Raw genomic sequence first — 22,137 nt, 5'->3', positions numbered from 1 at the left:
GATGAGCCGCATGCATCCACCACTCGCCCTGCACGCCGAGCGGCTGACCAAACGGTACGGCCGCCGCACCGCGCTTGCCGACTGCGACCTGAGCGTTCCGCGCGGGCACGTGGTCGGCCTGGTCGGCCCCAACGGCGCCGGAAAGTCCACGCTGCTGCAACTGGCCTGCGGGCTGATCGCGCCCACCTCGGGTTCGCTGACGGTGCTCGGCTCGCCGCCGGCCGCCGACGCCGCGCACCTGGCCCGGGTCGGCTTCGTCGCCCAGGACACGCCGGTGTACGCCTCCCTCACCGTCGCCGAGCACCTGCGGATGGGCGCCTGGCTGAACCCGTCCTGGGACGCGGCGCTGGCCCGGCGGCGCGTCGCCGAGGTCGGCCTCGACCCGGCGCAGAAGGCGGGCCGGCTCTCCGGTGGCCAGCGCGCGCAACTGGCCCTCGCGCTGGCCGCCGCGAAGCGTCCCGAGCTGCTGATCCTCGACGAGCCGGCCGCCGCGCTGGACCCGCTGGCCCGCCGCGAGTTCATGCACGGGCTGGCCGGCTTCGTGCGGGAACTCGGTGCCGGGGCGGTGCTCTCCTCGCACCTGCTCGGCGACGTGGCGCAGGTCTGCGACCACCTGGTCGTGCTCTGCGCCGCCCGGGTCCAGGTGGCCGGCCCGGTCCCGGACCTGCTCGCCACGCACCGCAAGACTGCCGCCGCGCCCGCCGGGGCCGAGGTGGTCTGGGCCGAGCCCGGCCGCGTCGTGGTCCGGGGCCCGGCGGTACGTGACGGCGCGCCGGTCACGCTGGAGGAGCTGGTCCTGGCGTACCTGTCCCGGGCCGCCGCCCGCCCGGCGGTGACCCGATGATCCGGATGACGCTGCGGCAGTTCCGCCTTCCGGCGCTCGTCGGCGCCGTCGCGCTGGTGCTGGCCGGCGCCTACCTGCTGCGTCTCGGCGCGGACATCCGGGCCGTGCCCGATCCGGCCCGGCTACCCGACCGGTACGCGCAGACGATGCTGTTCCTCGCCGGCGGGTTCGCGCTGGTGCCCGCGCTGATCGGCGCGTTCTGGGGCGCGCCGCTGGTGGCCCGGGAACTGGAGCAGGGCACGCACCGGCTGGTGTGGAACCAGAGCGTGCCGCGCCGCCGCTGGCTGGCGGTCAAGCTGGCGGTGCCGTCGGTGGCCGCCGCGCTCGTCGCCGGTGTGCTCGGCGCGCTGCTGACCTGGGCGGCCGCGCCGGTCGACCGGGTCGCCGGCGACCGGTTCAGCACCGTGCTGTTCGGCGCGCGCGGCATCGCGCCGGCCGGGTACGCCGTGTTCGGCCTCGTCCTCGGCGTGGTGGCCGGGCTGGTGCTGCGCCGCACGCTGCCGGCCATGGCCGTGGTGTTCCTGGCCGTGGTCGTGGTGCAGCTCGCGGTGCCGAACCTGCTGCGCCCGCACTACCTGCCACCGGAGCGGGTCACCGTGCCGATGACCGCGGAGGCGGTCAACCGGGCCCGCAACCTGGGCAGCATCACCGGCTCGCCGGTCGTCGGCGGGCTGGACGTGCCGGGCGCGTGGGTCACCGACATCAGCCCGCTGCGGACCGCCGACGGGCGGCAGCTCTCCGACGCGGCGTTCGGCACCTGTTTCCGCGACCCGCCGCGCACCGGCGCCAGCGGCACGTTCGGCGACACCGCGGTCTGCCTCGGCAAGCTCGACCTGCACGTGGACCTGGCCTACCAGCCGAACCGCCGGTTCTGGGCGTTCCAGTGGATCGAGCTGGCGCTCCACCTCGGCGCGGCCGGTCTGCTGGCGGCGTTCGGCCTGTGGCACGTCCGGAGACGGGCCGGCTGAGCCGACGGGGGCGGACGGTCCGGGCGCCACGCGCGCCCGGACCGCCGTACCTACCGCTTCAGCAGCGCACGCAGCGCCTCGGCGATCTCGCCCGGCGCCTCCTCGGCCATGAAGTGCCCGGCCGTGGTGGTGCGGTGCTCCAGGTCCGGGGCCCACGCCCGCCACACCGCCGCCGCGTCGTAGCCGAGCGCGGCGCCCCAGTCCTGCTGGATGACGGTGACCGGCATGGCCAGCCGTCGCCCGGCGTCCCGGTCCGCCCGGTCGTGCGCCACGTCGATCCCGGCCGACGCCCGGTAGTCCGCGACGATCGAGTCGACCGCCTCCCGGGAGGCTCGCAGGTACTCGGCACGCACCTCGGCCGGCATGGCCGCCGGGTCACCGGCCCAGGCGTCGAGGAAGTGCCCGAAGAACGCGTCGGCGCTGCCCGCGATCATCTTCTCGGGCAGGCCGGGCGGCTGGGCCATCAGGTAGAGGTGGAACGCCACCGACGCGGACACGCCGTGCAGCACGTCCCACATGTCGAGGGTGGGCAGCACGTCCAGCGACGCCAGGTGGGTGACGGTGTCCGGGTGGTCCAGACCGGCCCGGACCGCGACCAGGGCGCCCCGGTCGTGCCCGGCGAGCGCGAACCGCTCGTGGCCGAGCGCGCGGGCCACCGCCACCACGTCGGCGGCCATGGTCCGCTTGCTGTACGTGTCCTCGGTGGCGGCGGCCGGCTTGTCGCTGGCGCCGTAGCCGCGCAGGTCCGGGCAGATCACCGTGTGCTCGCCGGCCAGGTCGGCGGCGACGTGCCGCCACATCAGGTGGGTCTGCGGGAAGCCGTGCAGCAGCACGACCGGGCTGCCCGAGCCACCCACTGCCACGTTCAGCGTCACGCCCTCGGCGACCGGAACGCGCTGGTAGTCGAATCCCGCGATGGCGGTGCTCATCTCGATCCCTCTTTCGTCTCGTCGTACCGGTCCAGCGTGGCGGCGCCGGATGAGCAACCGATGAGCGCGATACGGTGACCCCTGGTCGAGGGGGGTCGGTGACTGTCGGTTTCGGTGTGCTGGGTCCGGTGACGGCCTGGGACGACGCCGGTGCGCCGGTCGACCTGAAGGGGCCCCGGCACCGGGCCGTGCTGGCGCGGCTGGTCGCCGCCCGGGGCCGGACCGTGCCGGTCGGGCAGATCGTCGACGACCTGTGGGACGACCCGCCGGCCGGTGCGGTGGGCGCGGTCCGCACGTTCGTCGCGGCGCTGCGCCGCCGCCTGGAACCGCACCGTCCGCCACGCGAGCCGGCCCGGCTGCTGGTCACCGACGGGCCGGGGTACGCGCTGCGCGCCGCCCCGGACACCGTCGACGCCTGGCGGTTCGAGGACACCGTCACCGCGACTGCCGAGGCGCTGCCCCGGGCCGCGCTCGACCGGCTCGACGAGGCGCTGAGCTGGTGGCGCGGACCCGCGTACGCCGACTTCGACCAGCCGTGGGCGCACGCCGAACGGTCCCGGCTCGACCAGATCCGGCTGACGGCCGTGGAGCGGCGGGCCGAGGCGCTGCTGGCACTGGACCGGGCCGCCGACGCCGTACCCGATCTCGACGCCCACGTCGCGGCGTACCCGTGGCGGGAAGAGGGGTGGGCGCTGCTGGCGTCGGCGCTCTACCGGGCCGGGCGGCAGGCCGACGCGCTCGCCGTGCTGCGCCGGGCCCGGGAACTGCTGCGCGACCAGCTCGGCCTGGACCCGGGACCGCGGCTGCGGCGGCTGGAGACCGACCTGCTGCGCCAGGCCGAACCCGAACCGACCGGCCCGGCGCGGGTCTGGGCGGAGACCGCCGCCGCGTACGAGCGCAGTGTGGTGCCCGGCGCGCGGGCCCGGCTGGAGTCGACGGTCGGAATGCTGCGCAGCCTCGCCGTCACCGGGCCGGGCGGACTGGAGGCCGCCCGGGACCAGCGTGAGGCGGCCATCACCGCGGCCGAGCACCTGGGCGACCCGGAGTTCACCGCGCGGGTGATCGGCGGGTACGACGTACCGGCGATCTGGACCCGCTCGGACGACCCGGCGCAGGCCGCCCGGGTGGTCGCGGCGGCGCAGCGGGCCCTCGCCGGGCTGGGCCCGGACGCGCCCGAGGCGACCCGCGCCCGGCTGCTGGCCACCGTCGCCATCGAGTCGCGCGGTACGGCGTCGCCCGGCCCGGCGCAGGCGGCGCGGGAGGCGGAGGCGATCGCCCGCCGGGTGGCCGACCCGGCGCTGCTGGCGCAGGCGCTCAACGGCGTGTACATGCAGACGTTCCACCGGGCCGGGCTGGCCGCCGAGCGGGACGCGATCGGCGCCGAACTGGTCGCGCTCGCCGCCCGGCACGGCCTGGCCACAGCCGAGATCCTCGGGCACCTGATCCGGGTGCAAGCGCGCGGCGCGCTCGCCGACTTCACCGCCGCCGACGCGCACGCCGACGCGGCGGACCGGCTCGCCGCCCGGCACGAGAGCCCGCTCGTCGGCGTGTTCACCGGCGGCTACCGGGCCATGCGGACCGCCGCCACCGGCGCCGCGTACCCGCAGGCGGAGGCGGCGTACCGGTCGTGGGCGACCGCGCTGGCCGGCTGCGGGATGCCCGGCGTGGAACGCGGACTGCTGCCGCTGGCGCTGCTCTGCCTGCGGGTGTGGCACGACCTGCCGGCCGTCTTCCCCGGCGACACCGACTGGGGCCCGTACGCGCCCTGGGCCCGCCCGCTGCTCCTGCTCGCCGACGGCCGCCGGAAGGAGGCCGCCACGGCGTTGCGCCGCACCCCGGCGCCACCGCGTGACCTGCTGCTGGAGGCGCTGTGGTGCCTGACCGGCCGCGCTGCCATAGCGCTCGGTGACCGGGACGCGATGCTCCGGGCGCGGGACGCGCTCGCCCCGGCGGCGCCGGAGCTGGCCGGGGCCGGCAGCGGCCTGCTCACCGCCGGGCCGGTCGCCGCGCACCTGGACCGCCTCGGCGCCGCACTCGGCGGGTCCGACGGCCAGGACCGTTCATGAGGGCGGCTCGCAAGGAGCGTGTCCTCGGCTAGGGTGCGGCGATGGACGAGCTGAGGCACCTGTTCCGGCGCGCCGCCGACCACGCGGCCGGCTACCGGCTGTCGCTGCCGGACCGGCCGGTCGGCGTACCCGTGGACCAGGCCGCGCTGCACAGGGCGTTCGCCGGCCCGCTGCCGGACGCGCCCACCCCGCCCGAGCAGGTGCTCGCGGAGCTGGTGGCCGCCGCCGAACCGGGACTCGTGGCCACCGCCGGGCCGCGCTACTTCGGCTTCGTCATCGGCGGCGCCTCGCCGGCCGCCACCGCCGCCGACATGCTGGCCGCCGGGTGGGACCAGAACGCGTTCAACGCGGTCACCTCCCCCGCCGCGGTGGCCGTCGAGACGGCCGCCGGCACCTGGCTCAAAGAGCTGCTCGGCATCCCGGCGACCGCGTCGGCCGGGTTCGTCACCGGCGGGCAGGCCGCGAACACCGCCGGGCTCGCCGCCGCCCGCCACCAGGTGCTCGCCGACGCCGGCTGGGACGTGGAACGACGCGGGCTGCACGGCGCACCGGCGGTCCGGGTGTTCGCCGGCGCCGAACGGCACGCCACCATCGACAGGTCGCTGCGGCTGCTCGGCCTCGGCACCGACGCGCTGCGCCCGGTGCCGACCGGCCCGCAGGGCGCCATCGACCCGCACGCGCTGGCGGCGGCGCTGCGCGACGCCGGTCCCGGACCGACGATCGTCTGCCTGCAGGCGGGCAACGTGAACACCGGCGCGTGCGACGACCTGCGCCGCGCCTGCGACCTGGTCCACCGGTACGGCGGCTGGGCGCACGTGGACGGCGCGTTCGGGCTGTGGGCGGCCGCCAGTCCGGCCACCCGGCACCTGGTGGACGGGCTGGAGGCGGCCGACTCGTGGGCCTGCGACGGCCACAAGTGGCTGAACGTGCCGTACGACACCGCGTTCGCGTTCTGCGCCCGGCCCGACGTGCACGCGGCGGCCATGTCGTACACGGCCGCGTACCTGGTGGGTTCCGGTGGCGTGCCCGCCGGCGCGGACCTGACCGCGGAGTCCTCCCGCCGCGCCCGTGGGTTCGCGGTCTGGGCCGGCCTGCGGGAGCTGGGCCGCGACGGCGTCGCCGCCCTTGTCGAGCGGTGTTGCGCGCTGGCCCGGCGGTTCGCCGACGGGCTGACCGCCGCCGGGTTCGAGGTGGCGAACGAAGTCGTGCTCAACCAGGTGCTCGTCGGGTTCGGCGACGACGCGCGCACCGACCGGGTGGTGGCCGCCGTGCAGGCCGACGGGACGTGCTGGGCGGGCGGGACGACGTGGCGGGGCCGGCGGCTGATGCGGATCTCGGTGTCGAACGCGACCACGACGGAGGCCGACGTGGACCGGTCGGTGGCGGCGATCGCCCGGCTGGCCCGCTGAGCGGCGTCAGCCGGCCAGACGCAGCAGGTGCCGCCCGGGGAAGGGGCCGCCGTGCTCCCGCTCCCAGGTGGCGAGGTGACGCTTCTTCTCCGCAGGCGTAGGCGCGAGGAAGTCGAAGTAGGCCAGGATCACCGTGCGGGCCTCGTCGACCGTGTACGACGCCCCCGACGGCACCGGTCCGAGGCTGTCCACGTTGACGCCGGTCGGCGTGCAGCGCACCACCGCGGAGTTGCCCTCGTACTCCTCGTAGTCCGAGCGCCCGGACATCACGTCGTCGATGCACTGCAGCAGCTCGAGGCAGTCCGGGGCGTAGGTCTGGATGTCGCTGACGAGCTGGGAGGCGAACGGGCGGAAACGCGCGTCGCCGCTGGTCATGGTGGGCGCGCCGTTCTGATTGCGCCCGAACTGGATGTCACCCACAGCTAGCGTCCCCCCACCGGCCAAGCCGAGTACCACGTCGTGCCACCGGGATTGTAGAAGCCCTCGACGAGCAGCCCGTTGGCCCTCCCCTGCCATTTGTTCGGGTCGTCCGGGTGCGGGCCGCCGGACCGGAACGCGCCCTCGATGGTCTCGTCGACCCGCTGCGGCGTCCAGTTGTCCGGGAAGAAGGTGCTCGAACCGCGCTTCTGACGCCAGACGCCGCCGTCGTCCTGCACGTCGACGCGGGCGCGGTACGTGCCGTCGGCGTGCCGTTCGAGGATCATCTCGCGGCCGTCCGCGTCGACGCGGACCCGGGCACCCGGCGGGTTCTCCCCCATGAACCGGTGGTGGAAGCCGGTACCCCGGGGCGGATTGGCGTTGGTGTTCACGTGACCGCGGAAGATGTGCGCGTAGCGGCGGTGCCGCATCCGGGCCCGGAGCCACTTCTCCACCGGCGTGAAGAGACCGGCCTTTCCCCGCCTACCCACCGAGCACCGCTTCGGTCGCCATGTTCAGCAACTGGTCGATGAGGACACCGGTGATGAGCTTGAAGATCGGGATCTCCAGCAGTGAGGCACCGAAGGTGACCACCGCCGTGGCGACCGCCTGCGCGATCTGGATGGCCAGGAGCGTCAGCTGCACGATCACGTTGATCTTCAACGCCAGGACGATCCCGGCGCACACCATGAGCCCGGTCCCGATGAGCGCCGCCGCGGAGGCCCCGTCGTCCAGGTTGGTCTTCGCCGAGTCGGCCGCCTGCCAGCTCGTCTGGAAGCGTTCGATGGCGTCGTCGCGGTTCTGGGTCCACATCTGCTGCGCCGACCGGTCGGCGTCGGCCACCGGAGCACGGAGCCGGTCCGGGAAGGCGAGCCACGCCTGGCCCATCTCCAGCAGCTTCGTCTCGTCGGCCTCCGGCCAGGTGTAGCCGAGCATGCCGAGCAGGGACACCAGTTCTCCGGGCAGGGTCATTCCCATGTCAGCCGAGCACCTCACGGAAGCGGCCGAGGCTCTCAGTGATCATGCGTTCGGTCTCCTGGTAGTTGAGGCCCATCACCCGGCTCAGCTTGCCGATGTCCTCGATCTCGACGAGGTTCGCGTCGTAGCTCTCCAGCGCCAGGTCGCGGATCGTCTCGTACACCATCCCGATGAGCGAGCCGAGGTCGTCGTTGCCCCACGGGGTGCCGAAGGCCGCCAGCTCGGCGTCGAACGCGGACAGCGCGGCACGCAGACGTTGCGCGGAGGCGACGATGTCGTCACCCGCCCCGATGATCGATTCGGGATCGATCTCGATCTCGCGAGCCATCAGCGCTCCTCTCCGTCGGTCATCGTCCCGGCTCCCGGATGGACTGCATCACGCCGGTCAGTGCGCCGGTGAGCGCGGACATCTGGCGGACGCTGGACTCCTGAAGCTCGCGCAGCCGCGCGTCGAGCGCGGCCGAGCCGATCCCCTGCGGCGCCGCCGCCGAGGGGATCTGCTCCAGCGCGCGGTTGACCGCGACCACCACCGACTCGCCGAGTTCCGCCGAGGACAGCCGGCGGGGCGGTCGGGTGACCTCCAGCCGGGTCAGCCGAGCCGAGCCGTCGACCTCCGCGCGCACGGTCCCGGCGTCATCGGACCCGCTCCACCGCTCGGCCCCGCCGTCGTCGGCCGTCGCGCCGGTCGCCGCGCCCAGCACGCCCATGACCTGGTGCAGGAGGTCCGCCGGCCCGTTCGCCGGAAGATCCCCGCCGAGCCCGGTCGCCGGACCGGCCTTGGCGACGGCCTCGGCGATCGCGCCGTGGAGACGGCGCATCGCCGCCTCACTCTCGGCGAGGACGGCCCCGAGGCTTCCAGCCAGCGCGGGCAGGTCGGGCGCCGGTTCGCTGCTCGCCAGGCTGCTACGGGACGCGGTCAGCGCGTCGTTCACCGCCTGCTCGACCAGGAGGCCCAACTCGTCCTCGGACAGCCGCATCAACGGCGCCGCCAGCTCCACCGAGCGCAGCCGCCCGTCCTCCGCCGTCACCTCGACCTGGCCGTCGGCGGCGCGGCCGTGCGCCTCGGCGGTGACGCCGGCGGCAGCAGGCCCGCCGGCGCGCAGGGCCGCCAGCTCCTCGCGGTAGCCGGAGACACGCGCCGCGTAGTCGTCGGCCGTGGCGTCCTGTGTCATCCCGTTGCCTCCCCGTCACGGTCAACCAGACCCTAGCAACGCCCGGCTCGCCGGGACGTCCCTCCACAGGGGAGCGCGCTTGTCGCCGTGACGTCACGGGGCCCACACGCAGCGCGACCGGTTGCTACCGTGCCGGTGACCGCAGTCCTCTGGGGAGGGTCGTCATGTGGGCGGACGAGGCCGCGCTGGACGCGGCGGCACGACGGCTCGACGAATGGGAGTCGTCGCTGGCCGAACGGGCGGAGCGCGCCCGCGACCTGTCCGCCCGCACACAGGCGCTCACCGGCACCGCCCGCACCGCCGACGGGTTGATCGAGGTCACCGTCGACGCGAACGGGCTGCTGGCGGATCTGCGCCTGGACGAGCGCGTCCGGCAGCACTCCGCCGCACACACCGCCCGGCAGATCCTGACCGTCACCCGGGACGCCCGGGCCGACCTGCTGCGGCGGCTCACCGAGGCGACCACCGACGCCCTCGGCGCGGACGACCCGGCCGCGCGGGCCATCGTCGAGACCCACCAGCGGCGTCTCGACCCAGACCCGGGCACGCCGGATGCCGGCCGGTGACGGCCTCCGGGTCGACCCGGACGACCTGACCGCACACGCCGCCCACCTCGGCCGCTGCGCCGACAGCATCGACACCGCGCGGCAGGCCGGGCAGCACGTCCGGCTCAGCGCCGACGCGTACGGGCAGCTCTGCGCGATCATGCCGGTCCTGCTCGACGGCCTCCAACGGACCCTGACCGACGGCATCGGCACCGCCGCCGCCTCGGTCCGGGACACCGCCGGGAGGCTGCGGTCGAGCGCCGAGCGCTACCGCGCGTCCGACGCGCACGCCGCCGACCTGCTCGACCGGGTACGGCAGCGGCGGTGACCACGAACCCGCTGGTCGCCGCCGCGGCGGACTCCGGACCGAGTCCCTGGGCCGGCGTGTGGATCTGCGAGGACATCGAACTCATCGCCCAGGGCGTCCGCACCGGCAGCTGGATCGACGGCAGCCTCGGCGTCGTCAGCGCCGGCCTCGACGCGCTCGCCCTCGTGTCCGACCCCGCCGGGGTCCTCCTCCAGTACGGCATCGCCTGGCTCATCGAGCACGTCAAGCCGCTCAGCGAGGCCCTCGACTGGCTCGCCGGCGACCCCGCCGAGATCACCGCGCACGCGCAGACCTGGCGCAACGTCGCCGCGTCGCTGCGCGAGGACGCCGCCGAGCTGTCGCACGCCGTGCGTACCGAGGTCACCGGCTGGACCGGCACCGCCGCCACCGGCTACCGCCGCTGGGCGGCCGAGCAGCAGCAGGCCGTCACCGGTCTGGCGCAGGGCGCCGAGGCGATGGCCGCGATCACCGAGGGCGCCGCCGGCCTGGTCGCGGCCGTGCGGCTGCTGGTCCACGACGCCATCGCCGCCTGCGTGTCCCGGCTGATCGTGTACGCGGCCGAACTGGTCGCCACGGCCGGGCTGGGGACGCCGCTGGTGGTGGAGCAGGTGACGACGACTGTGGCGTCGTGGGCGGCGCGGATCGGGCGGTTGTTGCGGGGATTGCTGGCGAGTCTGCGGCGGCTGATGCCGGAGATGCGGCGCCTCGGCGACCTGATCGAGAAGCTGAAGGAGGCGCTGCGCCGACTGACACACCGGTCACCGGAGCCGACGCCCGGCCCGGCGAAACCCGGCGGGGATACGGCCCCTCCCCGGATCCCGAAAATGGATGAGGAACAGCGGGTTCGCGATCTGGGCATGGACCCTGCGACCGGCAGATTCCGGCCGGCCGAGGCCGAGACGGCCGTCAGGATCGAGCAGCAACTCGGGGTACGGCTGCGGCGGGCACCGTCGGACTCCTCTGCGGACTGGGTGGACGAGGCAGGACGCACCTATGATGCGGTGGGCAACTTCCCCGGTGAGTATTTCGACCGGCAGTGGCCACAACTTCAGTATCAGATCGAAAGGCACCTGGAGAAGGCCGATCTCGTTCCGGTCGACGTCTCCAGATTCTCGGCCCAGCAGGCAGCCATGGTCGAAGTGTTCATAGCCGATCGCGGGCTCGGCCCGCGCGTCTTCATCGTGGGGAAGTGATGGCCGGTCTCATCGTCCTCCGGCCCGGGATCGACTGGACAGCGACCGGGGGTCTGTTCGACTGGACACTGGAATTTCTCGTTTCCCGGCTGTCGGACAGACGAGCCGCCGATCATCTCCAAGAGATCATCGACAACAACCTCGGCTCGTTCTGGCTGGAAGACCTATCGCCGGAGGCCCGGCGCGAAGTCGTCAGCCACTGGCGTGCCGCTCTGGTCGCGGAGGGCGAACGGGAGCTGCCGGAGACGGACCAGAAATCCGACGTGGTGGCACACCTTCGAGAACTCGTCGCGGCGACCTACAGGTTACCGGTGGAATAGCGATGACCCTGGGTCTGCACGACGTGGTCCAGATCAAGGAGGCCCTGCCCGAGGAGAACCTCCCAGCCGGCACGGTCGGCACCGTCCATGTGTGCCACCGACACGACAGCGCCTACGAGGTGGAGTTCGCCGACGAGAACGGTCGCACGGTCAGCAGCGTCGCACTCACCGCGGACAAGCTCAGCGAGATCCCTACCTAGGACTTTCCAGGGGTGATCCGGTGCTCACGAGACCGATGGTCGGAAACCGCCGGTCAGACCCGAGGAGTACAGGGTGGCTACATTCGACGAGTTGCTGGACGCTAACGGAAGCGTCTATGGCGCCCTGCCGGCCGAGTCCGACCACCAGTGCCCGAACTGCGGTCACCGGACCCTGCGCATGGTGTTCACCACGCCGCCCGGCGCCGGGCACGGCTACGTCTCGTTCTGGTGCGACACCTGCCTTGAGGGCATCCACGTCTCCCGGGCGCCGGTTCCCGCCGGAGTGACGGCCCTGTCCACTGCCGCACCGATCGAGGAACGCACCAGAGGCATCCCCAACTACCGCCTGGTGACGTAGCTGAACCCCGTCCGGCGATCGGCTATGAGCCGGCGATCCCGCACTGCAACCGGACGGTGACCCGCTCGGTCACCACGTCCACTCCGCCGAGAGCGTCGCGCACGTCGGCGGCGAAGCGTTCGCGTTGCTGGTCAGTCGGAAGCCGTTCGGCGGACATGGCGGAGAAGACGCCGCCGACCATGTCGTCGACGGTGAGCGGCGCGTCGTACCGCACCGACGTCTCCTCGTACCGATAGCCGGCACGCACGAGCGCCTCCCGGTTGCGCCGACGCCCGTCCTCGTCGGTCTGGCATCTCGCCGTGACGGGGTGGCCGAGCATCCGCTCCAGGCATCCGCGCAGCGCGCGCGACCAATCGGCGTCCTGCGTCCACAGGGGGTCGCCGTTGGTGACGACGGCGATGCCACCGCCGGGGCGCAGCAACGGCCGGGCCGCCGCGAACAGGGCGTCGCGGTCCATGAAGTGAATGGCGACGGCGACGGTCAGCGCACCGACCGTCCGCTCGCCGACCAGCCGGGACAACGCGGGCACATCCCTGTCGCTGCCGAGCACCCACGTGGCGTTGCCGATGCCCTGGTCGAGGGCGGTACGCCGGGCGATCGCCAGCATGTCCGGTTCCGGATCCACGCCGATGACCGTGGCCACCCGATCGGCGAGCGGGAGGCTCAACTGACCGGTGCCGCAGCCGAGGTCGACCACCGTGTCGTCGCCGCCGAGACGGAAGGCTGCCGCCAGCGCGTCGAGCACCTCGGGCGGATAGCCGCGCCGATGCCGTGCGTAGTAGGTCGCCACCTCACCGCCGAAGCCCGTCGCCATGCCGGCAGCCTGCCCGCCGCGGCCGTCCCGAGGCCAGCCGTTCTGCTCAGGGCACGCCCCGAACCGCCCCGAACGCCGCGCTCGTCCCCCGTGCGAGCTACCCGCAAGTGTCCACCGCACGGTGACGATTCCCGGCCTGCGAATCCATAGCGTTCCAGGTGAACCGCGGCGTTCCGGCCGCGGACCTCTCGAAGGAATCGTCATGCGTGTGGTGAAGCAGCTCCTGGCCGTCGTCGCGGTCAGTCTCGTCGGCAGCTGGGCGGTCGTCGCGGCACAGGACAACGCCTGGCTCAGCCTGATCCTCGGCGTCGCGACCGCCGCGGCGGCGATCATGGTGTACGGGTGGGTGGTGCGCCGTACCGAACGCCGCGAGGTCACGGAGCTGGCCCGGGACGGCGCGGCGGCCCGGCTCAATCGCGGGATGCTGATCGGTTTCGCCATGTTCGCGGCGGTCATCGTCAACATCGCCCTCATGGGCGGTTACCACGTACACGGCCTCGGCTCGGTGCCCGGCGCGGTGGGCATCTTCGGGTTCATGGCCGCCGCGGCGGTGACCGAGGAGCTGATGTTCCGCGGTCTGCTGTTCCGTCTGGTCGAGGAACGGCTCGGTACGTGGCTCTCGCTGCTGCTGACCGGCGTACTGTTCGGCCTGATGCACCTGCTGAACCCGGACGCCAGCCTGTGGGGCGCGACCGCCATCGCGATCGAGGCCGGGTTCATGCTGGCGGCCTGCTACGCCGCGACCCGCAACCTGTGGGTGCCGATCGGGCTGCACTTCGGCTGGAACTTCGCCGCCGGCGGCGTCTTCAGCGTCGTCGTCTCCGGCAACGGCGAGTCGACGGGCCTGCTGGACGCCAGCACGTCGGGTTCGACGCTGCTCAGCGGCGGCGACTTCGGGCCGGAGGGCAGCCTCTACACGGTGGCCGCCGGGGCGGCGCTGACTGTGGCCTTCCTCTGGCTGGCCCACCGCCGCGGCCACATCGTGCGGCGCCGCCGCCGCGCGGTCGAGGCCCCGGCGGAGAGCGTTACGGTCTCCTGATGATCATCCGACGGATGCTCCCGGACTCGTGGCGGCACTGGCCCGTCACGGTCCGGGATCTCCCGCTCGCGCTGGTGATCGCGCTCGCATCAGTGACCCCACCGCTGCGTGGCATCGGTACGCAGCTCGGCGACCTGCCCGCGCGGCCGTTCGACGCGCTCACAGTGGTGGTGGTCGCGCTGGAGTGCCTTCCGCTGGCGCTGCGCCGCAGCCGTCCGGCGCTGTCCCTCGCCCTGGTGTCGCTCGGCTTCGCCATCGACCAGATGCGCGCGTACCACACCTTCGCGGGCGCCGCGCTCGCCGTCGCGCTGGTGAGCGCGGGCGCCCACCTGGAACGGGGCCGCCGTACCACGGTGCTCGCCGGCTCCCTCGCGTACGTCGGACTGGCCGTCGCCCTCGACCGGCAGGGGTCGACCGAAGGGGTGGTCGGCTTCACCACGTTCTACCTGCTGCTGGCGCTCGCCTGGGGCACCGGGTCGTGGCTGCGGCAGAACCGCGCCGCCGAGGCCGAGCGCCGCCGGCACGTCGCCGAGTCCGCCCGCGCCGCCGAACGCGCCCGCATCGCCGGGGAGCTGCACGACGTGGTGACGCACCACGTGACGGCGATGGTGGTGCAGGCCGAGGCGGCCCGCTACCTGACCGCCGCGCCCGACCGCCTCGACGCCGCCCTGACCGCCGTCACCGACACCGGCCGCCGCGCCATCGGCGACCTGCGGGTGCTGCTCGACGTGCTCAACCCCGACCACGGTACGGAGGCACGCACCCCGTCGGTCGGCGACCTGCACGCCCTGGTGGAGCAGACCCGCCGGGCCGGGCAGCCGGTGGAGTTCACGCAGCAGGGCACCCCGGCGGAGGTGACCGGCGGCGCGGAGGTGGCCGCATACCGGGTGGTGCAGGAGGCGCTGACGAACGCGCTCAAGTACGCCCACGGCCGCCCCACCGCCGTCCACGTACACCATGGCGACAGGGAGATCACGGTGGAGATCAGCACGGACGGTCCCGGCACGCGCGCCGCGGGTCCGGGCGGCAGCGGACGCGGCCTGGCCGGGCTGCGCGAGCGCGTCACGGTGCTCGGCGGCGAGTTCGACGCCGGACGCCGGGCGGGCGACGGCTTCGTCGTCCGGGCCCGCATCCCCACCGGGAGCGCGTCGTGACCGCGCCGATCCGGGTGCTCGTCTGCGACGACCAGGCCCTGATCCGTACCGGATTCGCCACCATCATCGGCGCGCAGCCGGACATGGAGGCGGTGGGTGAGTGCGGCGACGGCCGCGCCGCTGTCGACCTCGCCGGCCGCCTGCGGCCCGACGTGGTGGTGATGGACGTCCGCATGCCGGTGCTCGACGGCATCGAGGCGACCCGCCTGCTGGCCGGCGCCGGCGTCGCCCACCCGGTCAAGGTGCTGGTGGTGACGACGTTCAACCTCGACGAGTACGTCTACGAGGCGCTGCGCGCCGGCGCGAGCGGGTTCCTGCTCAAGGACGCCCCACCGGCGCAGCTGCTGCACGGCATCCGCACCGTCGCATCCGGCGCCGCGCTGCTGGCGCCGGAGGTGACGCGGCAGCTCGTCGGCCGGTACGCCGCGCGCATCCGCCCGGCCGAGGGGACGCCTGCGGACGTCGGGCTCACGCCGCGTGAGCTGGAGGTGCTGCGGCTGATCGCCGACGGGCTGTCGAACAGCGAGATCGCGGCGCGGCTGGTGATCAGCCAGGAGACGGTGAAGACGTACGTGTCGCGGATCCTGACGAAGCTGGACCTGCGGGACCGGGTGCAGGCGGTGGTGTACGCGTACCGGACCGGCCTGGTCGCCTGATTCGCCGGACGCGGACGCGGTCGGCCCAGCCCAGTTACCGATCACGGCCATGCCGCACAGTGCCGCTGGTCTAGCCGCCAGGAACCGACACCCCGTCGTCGTCGAGGGGTGAGCCGTCCAGGGCGCGATCGGTCTCCGCTGCGGTCAGACGCACGATCACGTCGCCGTCGGAGGTCGGAAAGCGGGTGAAACGCAACAGGACGAACCCCGAACGTTTGCTGCCCCGCACACCGTTGTCGAGGGGCATGGTGTGCACACCCTCGACGAGCCATTGATAGAGCGGCTGCGCGTCGGCGTCACGCCAGCCCTTCAAGCCGGCATGGTGAACCGCCAGGGTCAGCTTCTCGGCCAGGTACTCGGGGTCACAGACGCTGGTGATCGTCAGATCGAGTTCCGCGAACCGGTGTGCCGGCCCGAAGTGCCACAGTGCCCGCACCTCGCGGACCCCCGGGGTCAGCGGCCGTCCGACGAACAACCAGTCGTACGCGTCCAGGAAGGGTGCGTGGCGCTTGAGCCAGCTCTCCCTTTCCCGCTCCCGCACGATCCAGGGCAGAGGGATCTCGTTGAACTCGTCGGTCCACACGACTTCGGGAATCTCCCAGGCGTCGAGCCAGGTTCTGACGCGCTCGCGGTTGGCCAGGAACGCGGCTCGCAGTTCATCGCGCTGGCGGCGTCCGGTCATCGGATCACTCTCCGTAGTCCCAGTCGAGGCCCCAGATGCGGACGTTGCCCTGGTGGTCGCCGGTGACGACGGTGCCGAACGCGTCGTCGGCGCGTATCGCGTTGACCCGGACGTGGTGACCGTGCAGGGAGCGGATCCGGCGTCCGGCGCGCAGATCCCACACGTCGACGGTCTGCTCTCCCGGGTCTCCGGCCACCGCGAACCTCCCGTCGGGCGACACCACCACCTCCTCGACCCCGGAGAGGCTTCCGGCCGGGCCGTCGAGAGCCCTACCGTCGAACACCAGCTCTCCGCTCGCGGCGTCCCACACGACGAAGCCGGTCAGCCCGGCGATGACGGCGAGCCGACGGGAGTCCGCGAAGGCCAACGCCGCCGACGAGCTGTGCTTGACCCGGTCGAGCCGGTACGACGGGCGCCTGTCCCCCGGTCGCCACGCGGTCAGGCGGGTCATCTCGGCCAGCAGCAGCATCCCCGAGGCGAAGCGGATCTCCGTGTGCGGGTCGACGTCCGCAAAAGTCTTCACGGGCTTTCCGGTGTTCATCGACCGGACCTCCACGGTGGCCGCGGCCGCGTCATGGGTCAGCAGCTGCACGGCGATCGAGCGGGACACCTCGTCGGCCGTGACGCCGACGATCGTGCCGGGTCCGGTGCGGACCGTCGCGACGCAGGCGGCCGCCTCCAGCGACCACACCGTCGCCAATCCATGGCCGAAGCCGACCGCCAACAGGTCGCCCGTGATGTCGAGCGTGGTGTTCCCGTCGTCGCGAGGCAGGGCGCCGGCCACCTTGAACCGGGGCTGGAACGTCCGGGTGTCGTGGCAGGCCACCGATCCGTCCGAGTAGCCGATGATCACGTCCCGGCCGCCCCTGGCGAAGGACAGGCTGGTGGCGGGGTTCCGCCGCTCGGTGACCCCGCCTGCCTTCTCCAGCGTCTCCAGGTCGAAGATCTCGACCTCGTCGACGTTGGCCGGGAAGGCGAACAACCGGCCGGAGACGCCGACGTCGAAGGTGCCACGGGCGAGCATGACATCGGACAGCTCCTGCTCCAGCCAGATGCCGGTCAGTCCGGTGCGCCGCAGGTTCCGGCTCAGGGCCCCGGAGGCCCGGCGTAGCCGCGGGTGACGTTCGTGGCCGGGAACGGCACGCGCCTCGCGGATCGCGTCTGCCGCGCGCCGATCCTCTCCGGCCGCGATCATCGCCTCGACGCGTTCCATGACCTGGTCGAACGCCCGCTCGTCGCGCGCGAGGGCACCGACCGGGCGGGGCGGCGCGTACGACCAGGGAGCGAGGTGTCCGCTGAGCGGCATGGGAAGTCGGGAGAGCGAGGTCTGGCCACTGTAGCCGTGCGACTCGGCGATGACCGCGTAGCCGCAGTCCCCGCTGAACGCCGTCGCGTCGCGACGTGCACCCCGCGCCCAGTCCTTCGGGAAGGTGCGGACGCATCGGCGGATGGCGAGTTCGAGAACCTGAAGGTCGCCGGTCCCGGGGTCGAGCAGCGCCCAACCGGCCCGACCGGAGACGCCGAGCATGCGGTATCCGGTCAGCCAGGGGACCTCCCACCGTCGCGGTTCGTCCCAGACCCGCATGTCCACCACCGTCAGGGACTGGTAGCCGATCCTCAGGACGGTCGACCCGTCCGGTGCCAGGGCGACCTTCTGGCCGTCGCCGTCCATCTCGTCGGCGGGTATGTGCAGGCCCCGCATCCTCGTGTCCCGCAGGGGCCACCACTGCTCCACCCGGTGGTCGACAGCGGAGCCGGGACGGCCCAGCGAGGCGGAGACGCACACCTCGGCGTCCGGACCGAGGATCACCCGTGTGACAGTGCCGTCGTGGGGCCGGATGCCGGCGACCGGCTCCCACGCGCCGGTGCGGAAGACGAGGACGCGGCCGTCGGCCGTACCCACAGCCGCGAAGCCACCCTCGGGGCTGAGCGCCACGGCTGTTCCTCCGTCCAGCCGGCCTTCGAGGTGGGCCGTGCCGTCGGCGAGCCGCCACCGCTCGACGCGGGAATCCTGGTAGCAGACGAGGACCCGCGCTCCGGCGTGGTCGATCGCGACGTCGACGGGAGCCGGGCCGGCGGCGGCGAGTTCCGCGACCACCCGGCCCGCGAGGGCGTCCCAGACCCGCACCCGCCCTGATTTCTCGGCCACCACCACATGGGTCGCGTCGTGATCGCAGGCCATCGCGACGACCTGGCCGGACAGCTGCCCGAACACCTCGAGCGTGCCCCTCGGCTCCAGTCGGGCACAGCGCTCCCGCGCGGCCGCGATCTCCGGCGAACCCGGATGCTTGCGGTCCGCCTCAGCCAGGTGCCGGGCCGCGAGGACGCCGTCGCCGCGTTCCATGTGCACCATCGCGGCCAGGTAGTCCGCCTCCCAGGAGTCGCCCGTGGCGCGCAGTTCCGACAGGAGGGTCTCGTCGGTGACCAGGCCGTCGGCCCATCTGAGGAGCCCGTGGTTGTAGACCGCGCGGACGTTGTGCGGGTCGATCGCCTTGGCCCGCTCGAACATCTCGATGGCCCGGCGTTGGTCGCCGAGGTCCCACAGGGACAGCGCCTTGTTTGACAAGCCGTCGGCCTTGAGAGACGGCGGCACCCGGTCGGGGTGCGGGTAGGGACCCGATGCGCAGTCCGCGTAGACGCTCAGCAGGACGGCCTCCGCCTCGGCGGTGTCGCCGATCCTCGACCGCGGGTCGCGCGCCAGGCAGCCGGACAGGAGGTCGCGCAGCGGCCGCGGGAGATCGCCGCGTAGCGACGCCAGCGCATCCGCACCGTCGTGTCCCCACTTCCAGAGCCGGCGCCCGTGCAGCAGCTCGATCACGGTCAGCGCCCAGGACCACATGTCGCTGGTCCGGCCGATCCTTCCGTCCGGATCGACCTGCTCCGGGGAGCAGTACTGCGGTGTGAATCCGCCGAGCGTCGCGTACGAGGTCTCGACGCCACCCGCTGCGCTGTGCGACACGGACGCTTTCGCCTTGGCCGTTCCGAAGTCGGTCACCCGTGCGGTCTCACCGTCGTACATGACGTTGGAGGGCTTGATGTCCTGATGCACCAGCCCTGCCGCGTGCGCGTGGCCGATGCCGCGCAGCATCTGGATCGCGACGTCCAGGGCCCGCGGGAGATCGCGGCACCGCCCGTCCCGCACCGCCGCCGTCAGGTCGCCGCCCGCGACCCATTCGGCGAAGACCACCGGGTACGCCCCGACGCGCTGCACGTAGTTGCAGCCGACCACGTTCGGGTGCGGGTCCAGTTCGGTCCATGCCTGCGCCTCCTGCGCGAGCAGGTCGAGGATCCCGGGTGCCGCTGCAAGGTCGGGGCGCGGCGTCTTCACCGCCAGGTCGACGCCCCAGGCGAGGTGATGCGCGCGGTAGACGAACCCCGTACCGCCGGTCTCGACGACCTCCTCGATGCGGAACGTGTCGAGGACGGTCTCCCCCGGCCGCCACCGGATGACCTGCCCCGCGTCCACGCCGAGGCCCTAGCCGACGAGCGCCACGTAGATCGGGCTGCCCAGCAGCGTGCCGTTCGGGCCCGGCTTCTCGGCCAGCCGCTTCGCGACGAACTCGACCCGTTGCGCCGGCCCCGGGAGCGCGGTCCCGATCTGCGCCAGCGACTCGTGGAAGCGCTCGTCGTCGAACTCGCCCGGGTCGGCTCGCAGTTCCTGAAGCTTGCGGAACAGGTACGGCGGGACCGATCCGACCGGTTCGGCGTCACCGCCACCGACCACGTGCGACGCCGACCCGCCGAGGACGATGACCTGGTCGTCGAGCGTCCCCGCGAAGACCACGATGCCGGCCGTCGGGAACACCTGCCAGCGCATCTCCAGGCAGGCCTGGACGTAGGGGCGCTCCTCGTCCGCGGCGCCGATCTGGTCGGCGTCCTGCAGGTGCCGGATGACCTTCTCCAGCTTGTCGAGGTCATGGCGCTCGGGCAGGACCGCCTTGCGGCTGTAGCGGACGACCTTCAGGTCCACGGCGAGCTCGGTCTCGTGCTGCGCGGAGGAGGCGACCTGTGCCGCAAGGAGCCCGATCTTGAGATGCGACAGGTAGAGGTAGTACTTGAGGCTCAAGATGCACTCCGATTACCGGGAGACGTCCGAAGCCCACCCTACGTGGCGCACGCGCACGCCGCTGGCCCCCGATCGACGATGATCGGTGTCCGCGCGGACCGATCTTGGTTGTCGGACCGTTCGTGCGGGATGGGCGCCACGACGAGGCAGCACCACCTGGTCTACGGCCACGCCACGCCGTGGTTGCCGAGAGCGCTCGGCATCTGGTCAAGGTCCACTTCCGCGAGGGATCCACTGACAGCAGCTGCACGACGCTCCCCTGCCAGCCTCAAAGACATCGAACAATACGTCTCGGAGTTGCAGAGAGGTGGCCCTGTGTGACGTCGCAGGTCTGCGTAACCGGCTGCTACCGCTTGGCCTATCGCTGCCGATCGACCTTGGCGGCCTTCGCCTGCGGTGTCCCACCCCGGTCGCCGTGCTTCCACGACACGTCGCTGTAGTCGTCCCAGCGCTTGTCGAGAGCGGTTGCGTCATCTTGCCCGTCCGGTGTGACGGTGAAGTCGCAGCCGATCGCCTCCAGCAACATCCACACGGCGTTCGCGATGTCCGCATACTTCTCGGGCTCTACGTCGCGGAGGCCCACGGTGATGGTTCGCTGCCTGCCGCTTCCCCCCGTACCCGTACTGCTTACGACAGCTCCAATCCCCGGCAATTACTGCCCTGGTGCTCGTGGTGGTGCCGCATCCAGAACACGACATCCAGGACACGGATGAGGCTTACCTCCGCAGGCAAGTTGGCCTGCCGGTGCAGCACACGGAGACGCTGCGCCAACGAGCCGTTGTCCTCCCGGAGCCTGCCGTGCAGCCACTCCCAGAAACCGGTGCCGGTACGTAGCGCGCAAGCCACCACCGAGTCGTAAACCGGCACCAGCTTCGGTCGCTTGCGAGCGAGCAACTTGCCGGCGAGAACCCAGCCGATGCCGTCCGTGTCGCGCAGCATTCGCCACGCGATGTCGGCAGGGCCGCCCACGGCGATGAGCGGAACGGCATCCATGTCTCTCAGTTCGACCTCTACGGGGATCCTTGCCAACTCGGCCGCGAGCCGCTCACCGAGATGCCCCTGCAACAGGTCGAGCAACCGATGCGGGGGAAGATGAACGCTTAGCAACTCCACCGCGATGAGATCCGCGGCAGTGACGATGTTGGCGATGTCGGGGCGGCTTCCGCCACCGCCGAGCCGCTCGAACTGCCCGCCGGCATAGGCCTCGTCACCGGCTTTCAGGAAGTAACGCCGCAGGTCGGCAATTGACCGGGGATCGTCGAGCACCATCAGTATCTGGGTGAGAGTGAGGGGTTCTCTCATGCCTCTCCTATCGGGGTCGGTCGTTGGCGGCGAACGCCAGGTACGGGCTTGGCGCGCCGCGCCACGACGCGTACAGCGCCTCCCGCGCGGGTGGCGGCGACGAACAGCCGGCACTGTTCCCGAAGCAGGTCGTTGTCGTGCTGCACCTGCTCGACCAGCGCGGCTACCTCGGCCTGCGGCGACACGTACCCGTGGGCCTCGGGTTTACGGACGTGCAGCAGCGACCGGTAGCCGGCGAGACTGTCCTTTCCGTCGCCGCCGAGTTCGTCGCCCCGGGCGTCGACAAGCACCTGGGTCGCCCAAGTGAGGATCTCATCGGTGCTGCGGTAGTTGACGCGCAGCCGGCTGCTGCGCCCGGTCACCGAAATGCCGAGCGAGCCCAGTGACACCCGTGATTCGTAGATGCGCTGGTGAGGGTCACCGGTGATGAGAGGTTGCCGGGGCCGGGGCGGCACGGCGGCTCGCAGCACGCGCCACTGCGCCGGGTGCAGGTCCTGCGCCTCGTCGACCATCACATGCCCGAAGCCCTGCGCGGAAAAGTCCGCGTCGGCGAGCAGCTCCGCCCGCCGGGGGGGGGTGTCCCTATGGGGTTCGTCAAGCGGCGATCGGCGTCGTGGGGCGGGGTTGGTAGGGGATCTTGTCGCGGAGCATGGCGAACAGGACGTCGCAGCGACGGCGGGCGAGGCAGATGAGGGCG

The 22,137-nt window shown here is 72.7% G+C and carries 26 protein-coding genes; 13 read left to right on the top strand and 13 right to left on the bottom strand.

Features of this window, described 5'->3' with window-relative positions:
- Positions 1-10: 10 nt before the first annotated feature.
- The gene (locus M8C11_RS22215) at positions 11-844 is read left to right on the top strand and encodes an ABC transporter ATP-binding protein (RefSeq protein ID WP_252452711.1); all 834 of its coding nucleotides are present in this window, start codon (positions 11-13) and stop codon (positions 842-844) included.
- A complete protein-coding gene (locus tag M8C11_RS22210; protein WP_252452709.1) occupies positions 841-1,812 on the top strand; it encodes an ABC transporter permease subunit in 972 nt (323 codons plus the stop codon). Before M8C11_RS22215 ends, M8C11_RS22210 begins: the two co-directional genes overlap by 4 nt.
- Before the next feature lie 50 nt (positions 1,813-1,862).
- Here M8C11_RS22210 and M8C11_RS22205 read toward each other — a convergent pair whose 3' ends face one another.
- Positions 1,863-2,741, bottom strand: coding sequence for an alpha/beta fold hydrolase (locus M8C11_RS22205; protein WP_252452707.1), 879 nt, complete (start codon positions 2,739-2,741; stop codon positions 1,863-1,865).
- Between the two features lie 98 nt (positions 2,742-2,839).
- Between M8C11_RS22205 and M8C11_RS22200 the strand changes: the two genes are divergently transcribed.
- Both M8C11_RS22200 and M8C11_RS22195 read left to right on the top strand, forming a co-directional pair.
- The gene (locus M8C11_RS22200; RefSeq protein WP_252452704.1) at positions 2,840-4,807 is read left to right on the top strand and encodes a BTAD domain-containing putative transcriptional regulator; all 1,968 of its coding nucleotides are present in this window, start codon (positions 2,840-2,842) and stop codon (positions 4,805-4,807) included.
- 41 nt (positions 4,808-4,848) lie between these two features.
- The gene (locus M8C11_RS22195) at positions 4,849-6,216 is read left to right on the top strand and encodes a pyridoxal-dependent decarboxylase (RefSeq protein ID WP_252452701.1); all 1,368 of its coding nucleotides are present in this window, start codon (positions 4,849-4,851) and stop codon (positions 6,214-6,216) included.
- Between the two features lie 6 nt (positions 6,217-6,222).
- Here M8C11_RS22195 and M8C11_RS22190 read toward each other — a convergent pair whose 3' ends face one another.
- From M8C11_RS22190 to M8C11_RS22170, 5 genes are read right to left on the bottom strand one after another with little or no spacing between them, the layout of a single operon-like run.
- Complete coding sequence (locus M8C11_RS22190; RefSeq protein ID WP_121684952.1) at positions 6,223-6,636, bottom strand: hypothetical protein; 414 nt, start codon at positions 6,634-6,636, stop codon at positions 6,223-6,225.
- A gap of 2 nt (positions 6,637-6,638) precedes the next feature.
- Positions 6,639-7,088 carry an EndoU domain-containing protein gene (locus M8C11_RS22185; RefSeq protein WP_120569991.1) on the bottom strand — a complete coding sequence of 150 codons (450 nt, stop codon included), beginning with the start codon at positions 7,086-7,088 and terminating at the stop codon, positions 6,639-6,641.
- A 28-nt stretch (positions 7,089-7,116) separates the two neighbouring features.
- Positions 7,117-7,611, bottom strand: a complete 495-nt coding sequence (locus M8C11_RS22180; protein ID WP_120569992.1) for a hypothetical protein — start codon at positions 7,609-7,611, stop codon at positions 7,117-7,119.
- Position 7,612: 1 nt separating this feature from the next.
- Entirely contained in the window at positions 7,613-7,939 is a 327-nt protein-coding gene (locus M8C11_RS22175) for a hypothetical protein (protein ID WP_120569993.1), read from the bottom strand.
- 19 nt (positions 7,940-7,958) lie between these two features.
- Positions 7,959-8,783, bottom strand: coding sequence for a hypothetical protein (locus M8C11_RS22170; protein ID WP_252452698.1), 825 nt, complete (start codon positions 8,781-8,783; stop codon positions 7,959-7,961).
- A gap of 164 nt (positions 8,784-8,947) precedes the next feature.
- Between M8C11_RS22170 and M8C11_RS22165 the strand changes: the two genes are divergently transcribed.
- The 6 genes from M8C11_RS22165 (at position 8,948) to M8C11_RS22140 (ending at position 11,727) form a co-directional block, all read left to right on the top strand.
- Positions 8,948-9,349 carry a YbaB/EbfC family nucleoid-associated protein gene (locus M8C11_RS22165; RefSeq protein WP_252452695.1) on the top strand — a complete coding sequence of 134 codons (402 nt, stop codon included), beginning with the start codon at positions 8,948-8,950 and terminating at the stop codon, positions 9,347-9,349.
- Positions 9,336-9,656, top strand: coding sequence for a type VII secretion target (locus M8C11_RS22160; RefSeq protein WP_252452692.1), 321 nt, complete (start codon positions 9,336-9,338; stop codon positions 9,654-9,656). The genes M8C11_RS22165 and M8C11_RS22160 overlap by 14 nt, the downstream gene beginning before the upstream one ends.
- The gene (locus M8C11_RS22155; protein ID WP_252452689.1) at positions 9,653-10,849 is read left to right on the top strand and encodes a WXG100 family type VII secretion target; all 1,197 of its coding nucleotides are present in this window, start codon (positions 9,653-9,655) and stop codon (positions 10,847-10,849) included. The genes M8C11_RS22160 and M8C11_RS22155 overlap by 4 nt, the downstream gene beginning before the upstream one ends.
- Positions 10,849-11,169, top strand: coding sequence for a hypothetical protein (locus M8C11_RS22150; RefSeq protein WP_252452686.1), 321 nt, complete (start codon positions 10,849-10,851; stop codon positions 11,167-11,169). The genes M8C11_RS22155 and M8C11_RS22150 overlap by 1 nt, the downstream gene beginning before the upstream one ends.
- Positions 11,170-11,171: 2 nt before the next feature.
- Positions 11,172-11,369, top strand: a complete 198-nt coding sequence (locus tag M8C11_RS22145) for a DUF4926 domain-containing protein (RefSeq protein WP_252452684.1) — start codon at positions 11,172-11,174, stop codon at positions 11,367-11,369.
- Between the two features lie 73 nt (positions 11,370-11,442).
- Positions 11,443-11,727 carry a hypothetical protein gene (locus M8C11_RS22140; RefSeq protein ID WP_252452682.1) on the top strand — a complete coding sequence of 95 codons (285 nt, stop codon included), beginning with the start codon at positions 11,443-11,445 and terminating at the stop codon, positions 11,725-11,727.
- 22 nt (positions 11,728-11,749) lie between these two features.
- Here M8C11_RS22140 and M8C11_RS22135 read toward each other — a convergent pair whose 3' ends face one another.
- Positions 11,750-12,541, bottom strand: coding sequence for a class I SAM-dependent methyltransferase (locus tag M8C11_RS22135; RefSeq protein WP_252452680.1), 792 nt, complete (start codon positions 12,539-12,541; stop codon positions 11,750-11,752).
- Positions 12,542-12,743: 202 nt separating this feature from the next.
- Between M8C11_RS22135 and M8C11_RS22130 the strand changes: the two genes are divergently transcribed.
- From M8C11_RS22130 to M8C11_RS22120, 3 genes are read left to right on the top strand one after another with little or no spacing between them, the layout of a single operon-like run.
- Positions 12,744-13,580, top strand: coding sequence for a CPBP family intramembrane glutamic endopeptidase (locus M8C11_RS22130; protein ID WP_252452678.1), 837 nt, complete (start codon positions 12,744-12,746; stop codon positions 13,578-13,580).
- Positions 13,580-14,734: a sensor histidine kinase gene (locus M8C11_RS22125; RefSeq protein ID WP_252452676.1), complete on the top strand. Its 1,155-nt coding sequence runs from the start codon at positions 13,580-13,582 to the stop codon at positions 14,732-14,734. The genes M8C11_RS22130 and M8C11_RS22125 overlap by 1 nt, the downstream gene beginning before the upstream one ends.
- Positions 14,731-15,390 carry a response regulator transcription factor gene (locus M8C11_RS22120; RefSeq protein WP_252452674.1) on the top strand — a complete coding sequence of 220 codons (660 nt, stop codon included), beginning with the start codon at positions 14,731-14,733 and terminating at the stop codon, positions 15,388-15,390. The genes M8C11_RS22125 and M8C11_RS22120 overlap by 4 nt, the downstream gene beginning before the upstream one ends.
- A gap of 70 nt (positions 15,391-15,460) precedes the next feature.
- Here the strand turns inward: M8C11_RS22120 and M8C11_RS22115 are convergent, their stop codons facing one another.
- The 6 genes from M8C11_RS22115 to M8C11_RS22090 form a co-directional block, all read right to left on the bottom strand.
- Positions 15,461-16,072 carry a hypothetical protein gene (locus M8C11_RS22115; protein WP_252452672.1) on the bottom strand — a complete coding sequence of 204 codons (612 nt, stop codon included), beginning with the start codon at positions 16,070-16,072 and terminating at the stop codon, positions 15,461-15,463.
- A 4-nt stretch (positions 16,073-16,076) separates the two neighbouring features.
- Positions 16,077-19,538, bottom strand: coding sequence for a protein kinase (locus M8C11_RS22110; protein WP_252452670.1), 3,462 nt, complete (start codon positions 19,536-19,538; stop codon positions 16,077-16,079).
- Positions 19,539-19,547: 9 nt separating this feature from the next.
- A complete protein-coding gene (locus M8C11_RS22105; protein WP_252452667.1) occupies positions 19,548-20,138 on the bottom strand; it encodes an SAVMC3_10250 family protein in 591 nt (196 codons plus the stop codon).
- Positions 20,139-20,496: 358 nt separating this feature from the next.
- Complete coding sequence (locus tag M8C11_RS22100; RefSeq protein WP_252452664.1) at positions 20,497-20,721, bottom strand: hypothetical protein; 225 nt, start codon at positions 20,719-20,721, stop codon at positions 20,497-20,499.
- A gap of 44 nt (positions 20,722-20,765) precedes the next feature.
- Positions 20,766-21,407 carry a DUF6308 family protein gene (locus tag M8C11_RS22095; protein WP_252452661.1) on the bottom strand — a complete coding sequence of 214 codons (642 nt, stop codon included), beginning with the start codon at positions 21,405-21,407 and terminating at the stop codon, positions 20,766-20,768.
- A gap of 29 nt (positions 21,408-21,436) precedes the next feature.
- A complete protein-coding gene (locus tag M8C11_RS22090; RefSeq protein WP_256487308.1) occupies positions 21,437-21,997 on the bottom strand; it encodes a UvrD-helicase domain-containing protein in 561 nt (186 codons plus the stop codon).
- Positions 21,998-22,137 lie beyond the last annotated feature (140 nt).

Source organism: Micromonospora sp. CPM1, from assembly GCF_023896895.1.
Classification (GTDB): domain Bacteria; phylum Actinomycetota; class Actinomycetes; order Mycobacteriales; family Micromonosporaceae; genus Micromonospora; species Micromonospora tulbaghiae.
Note: the sequence above shows the minus strand (reverse complement) of the source record. Positions and strands in the feature narration are given on the sequence as shown.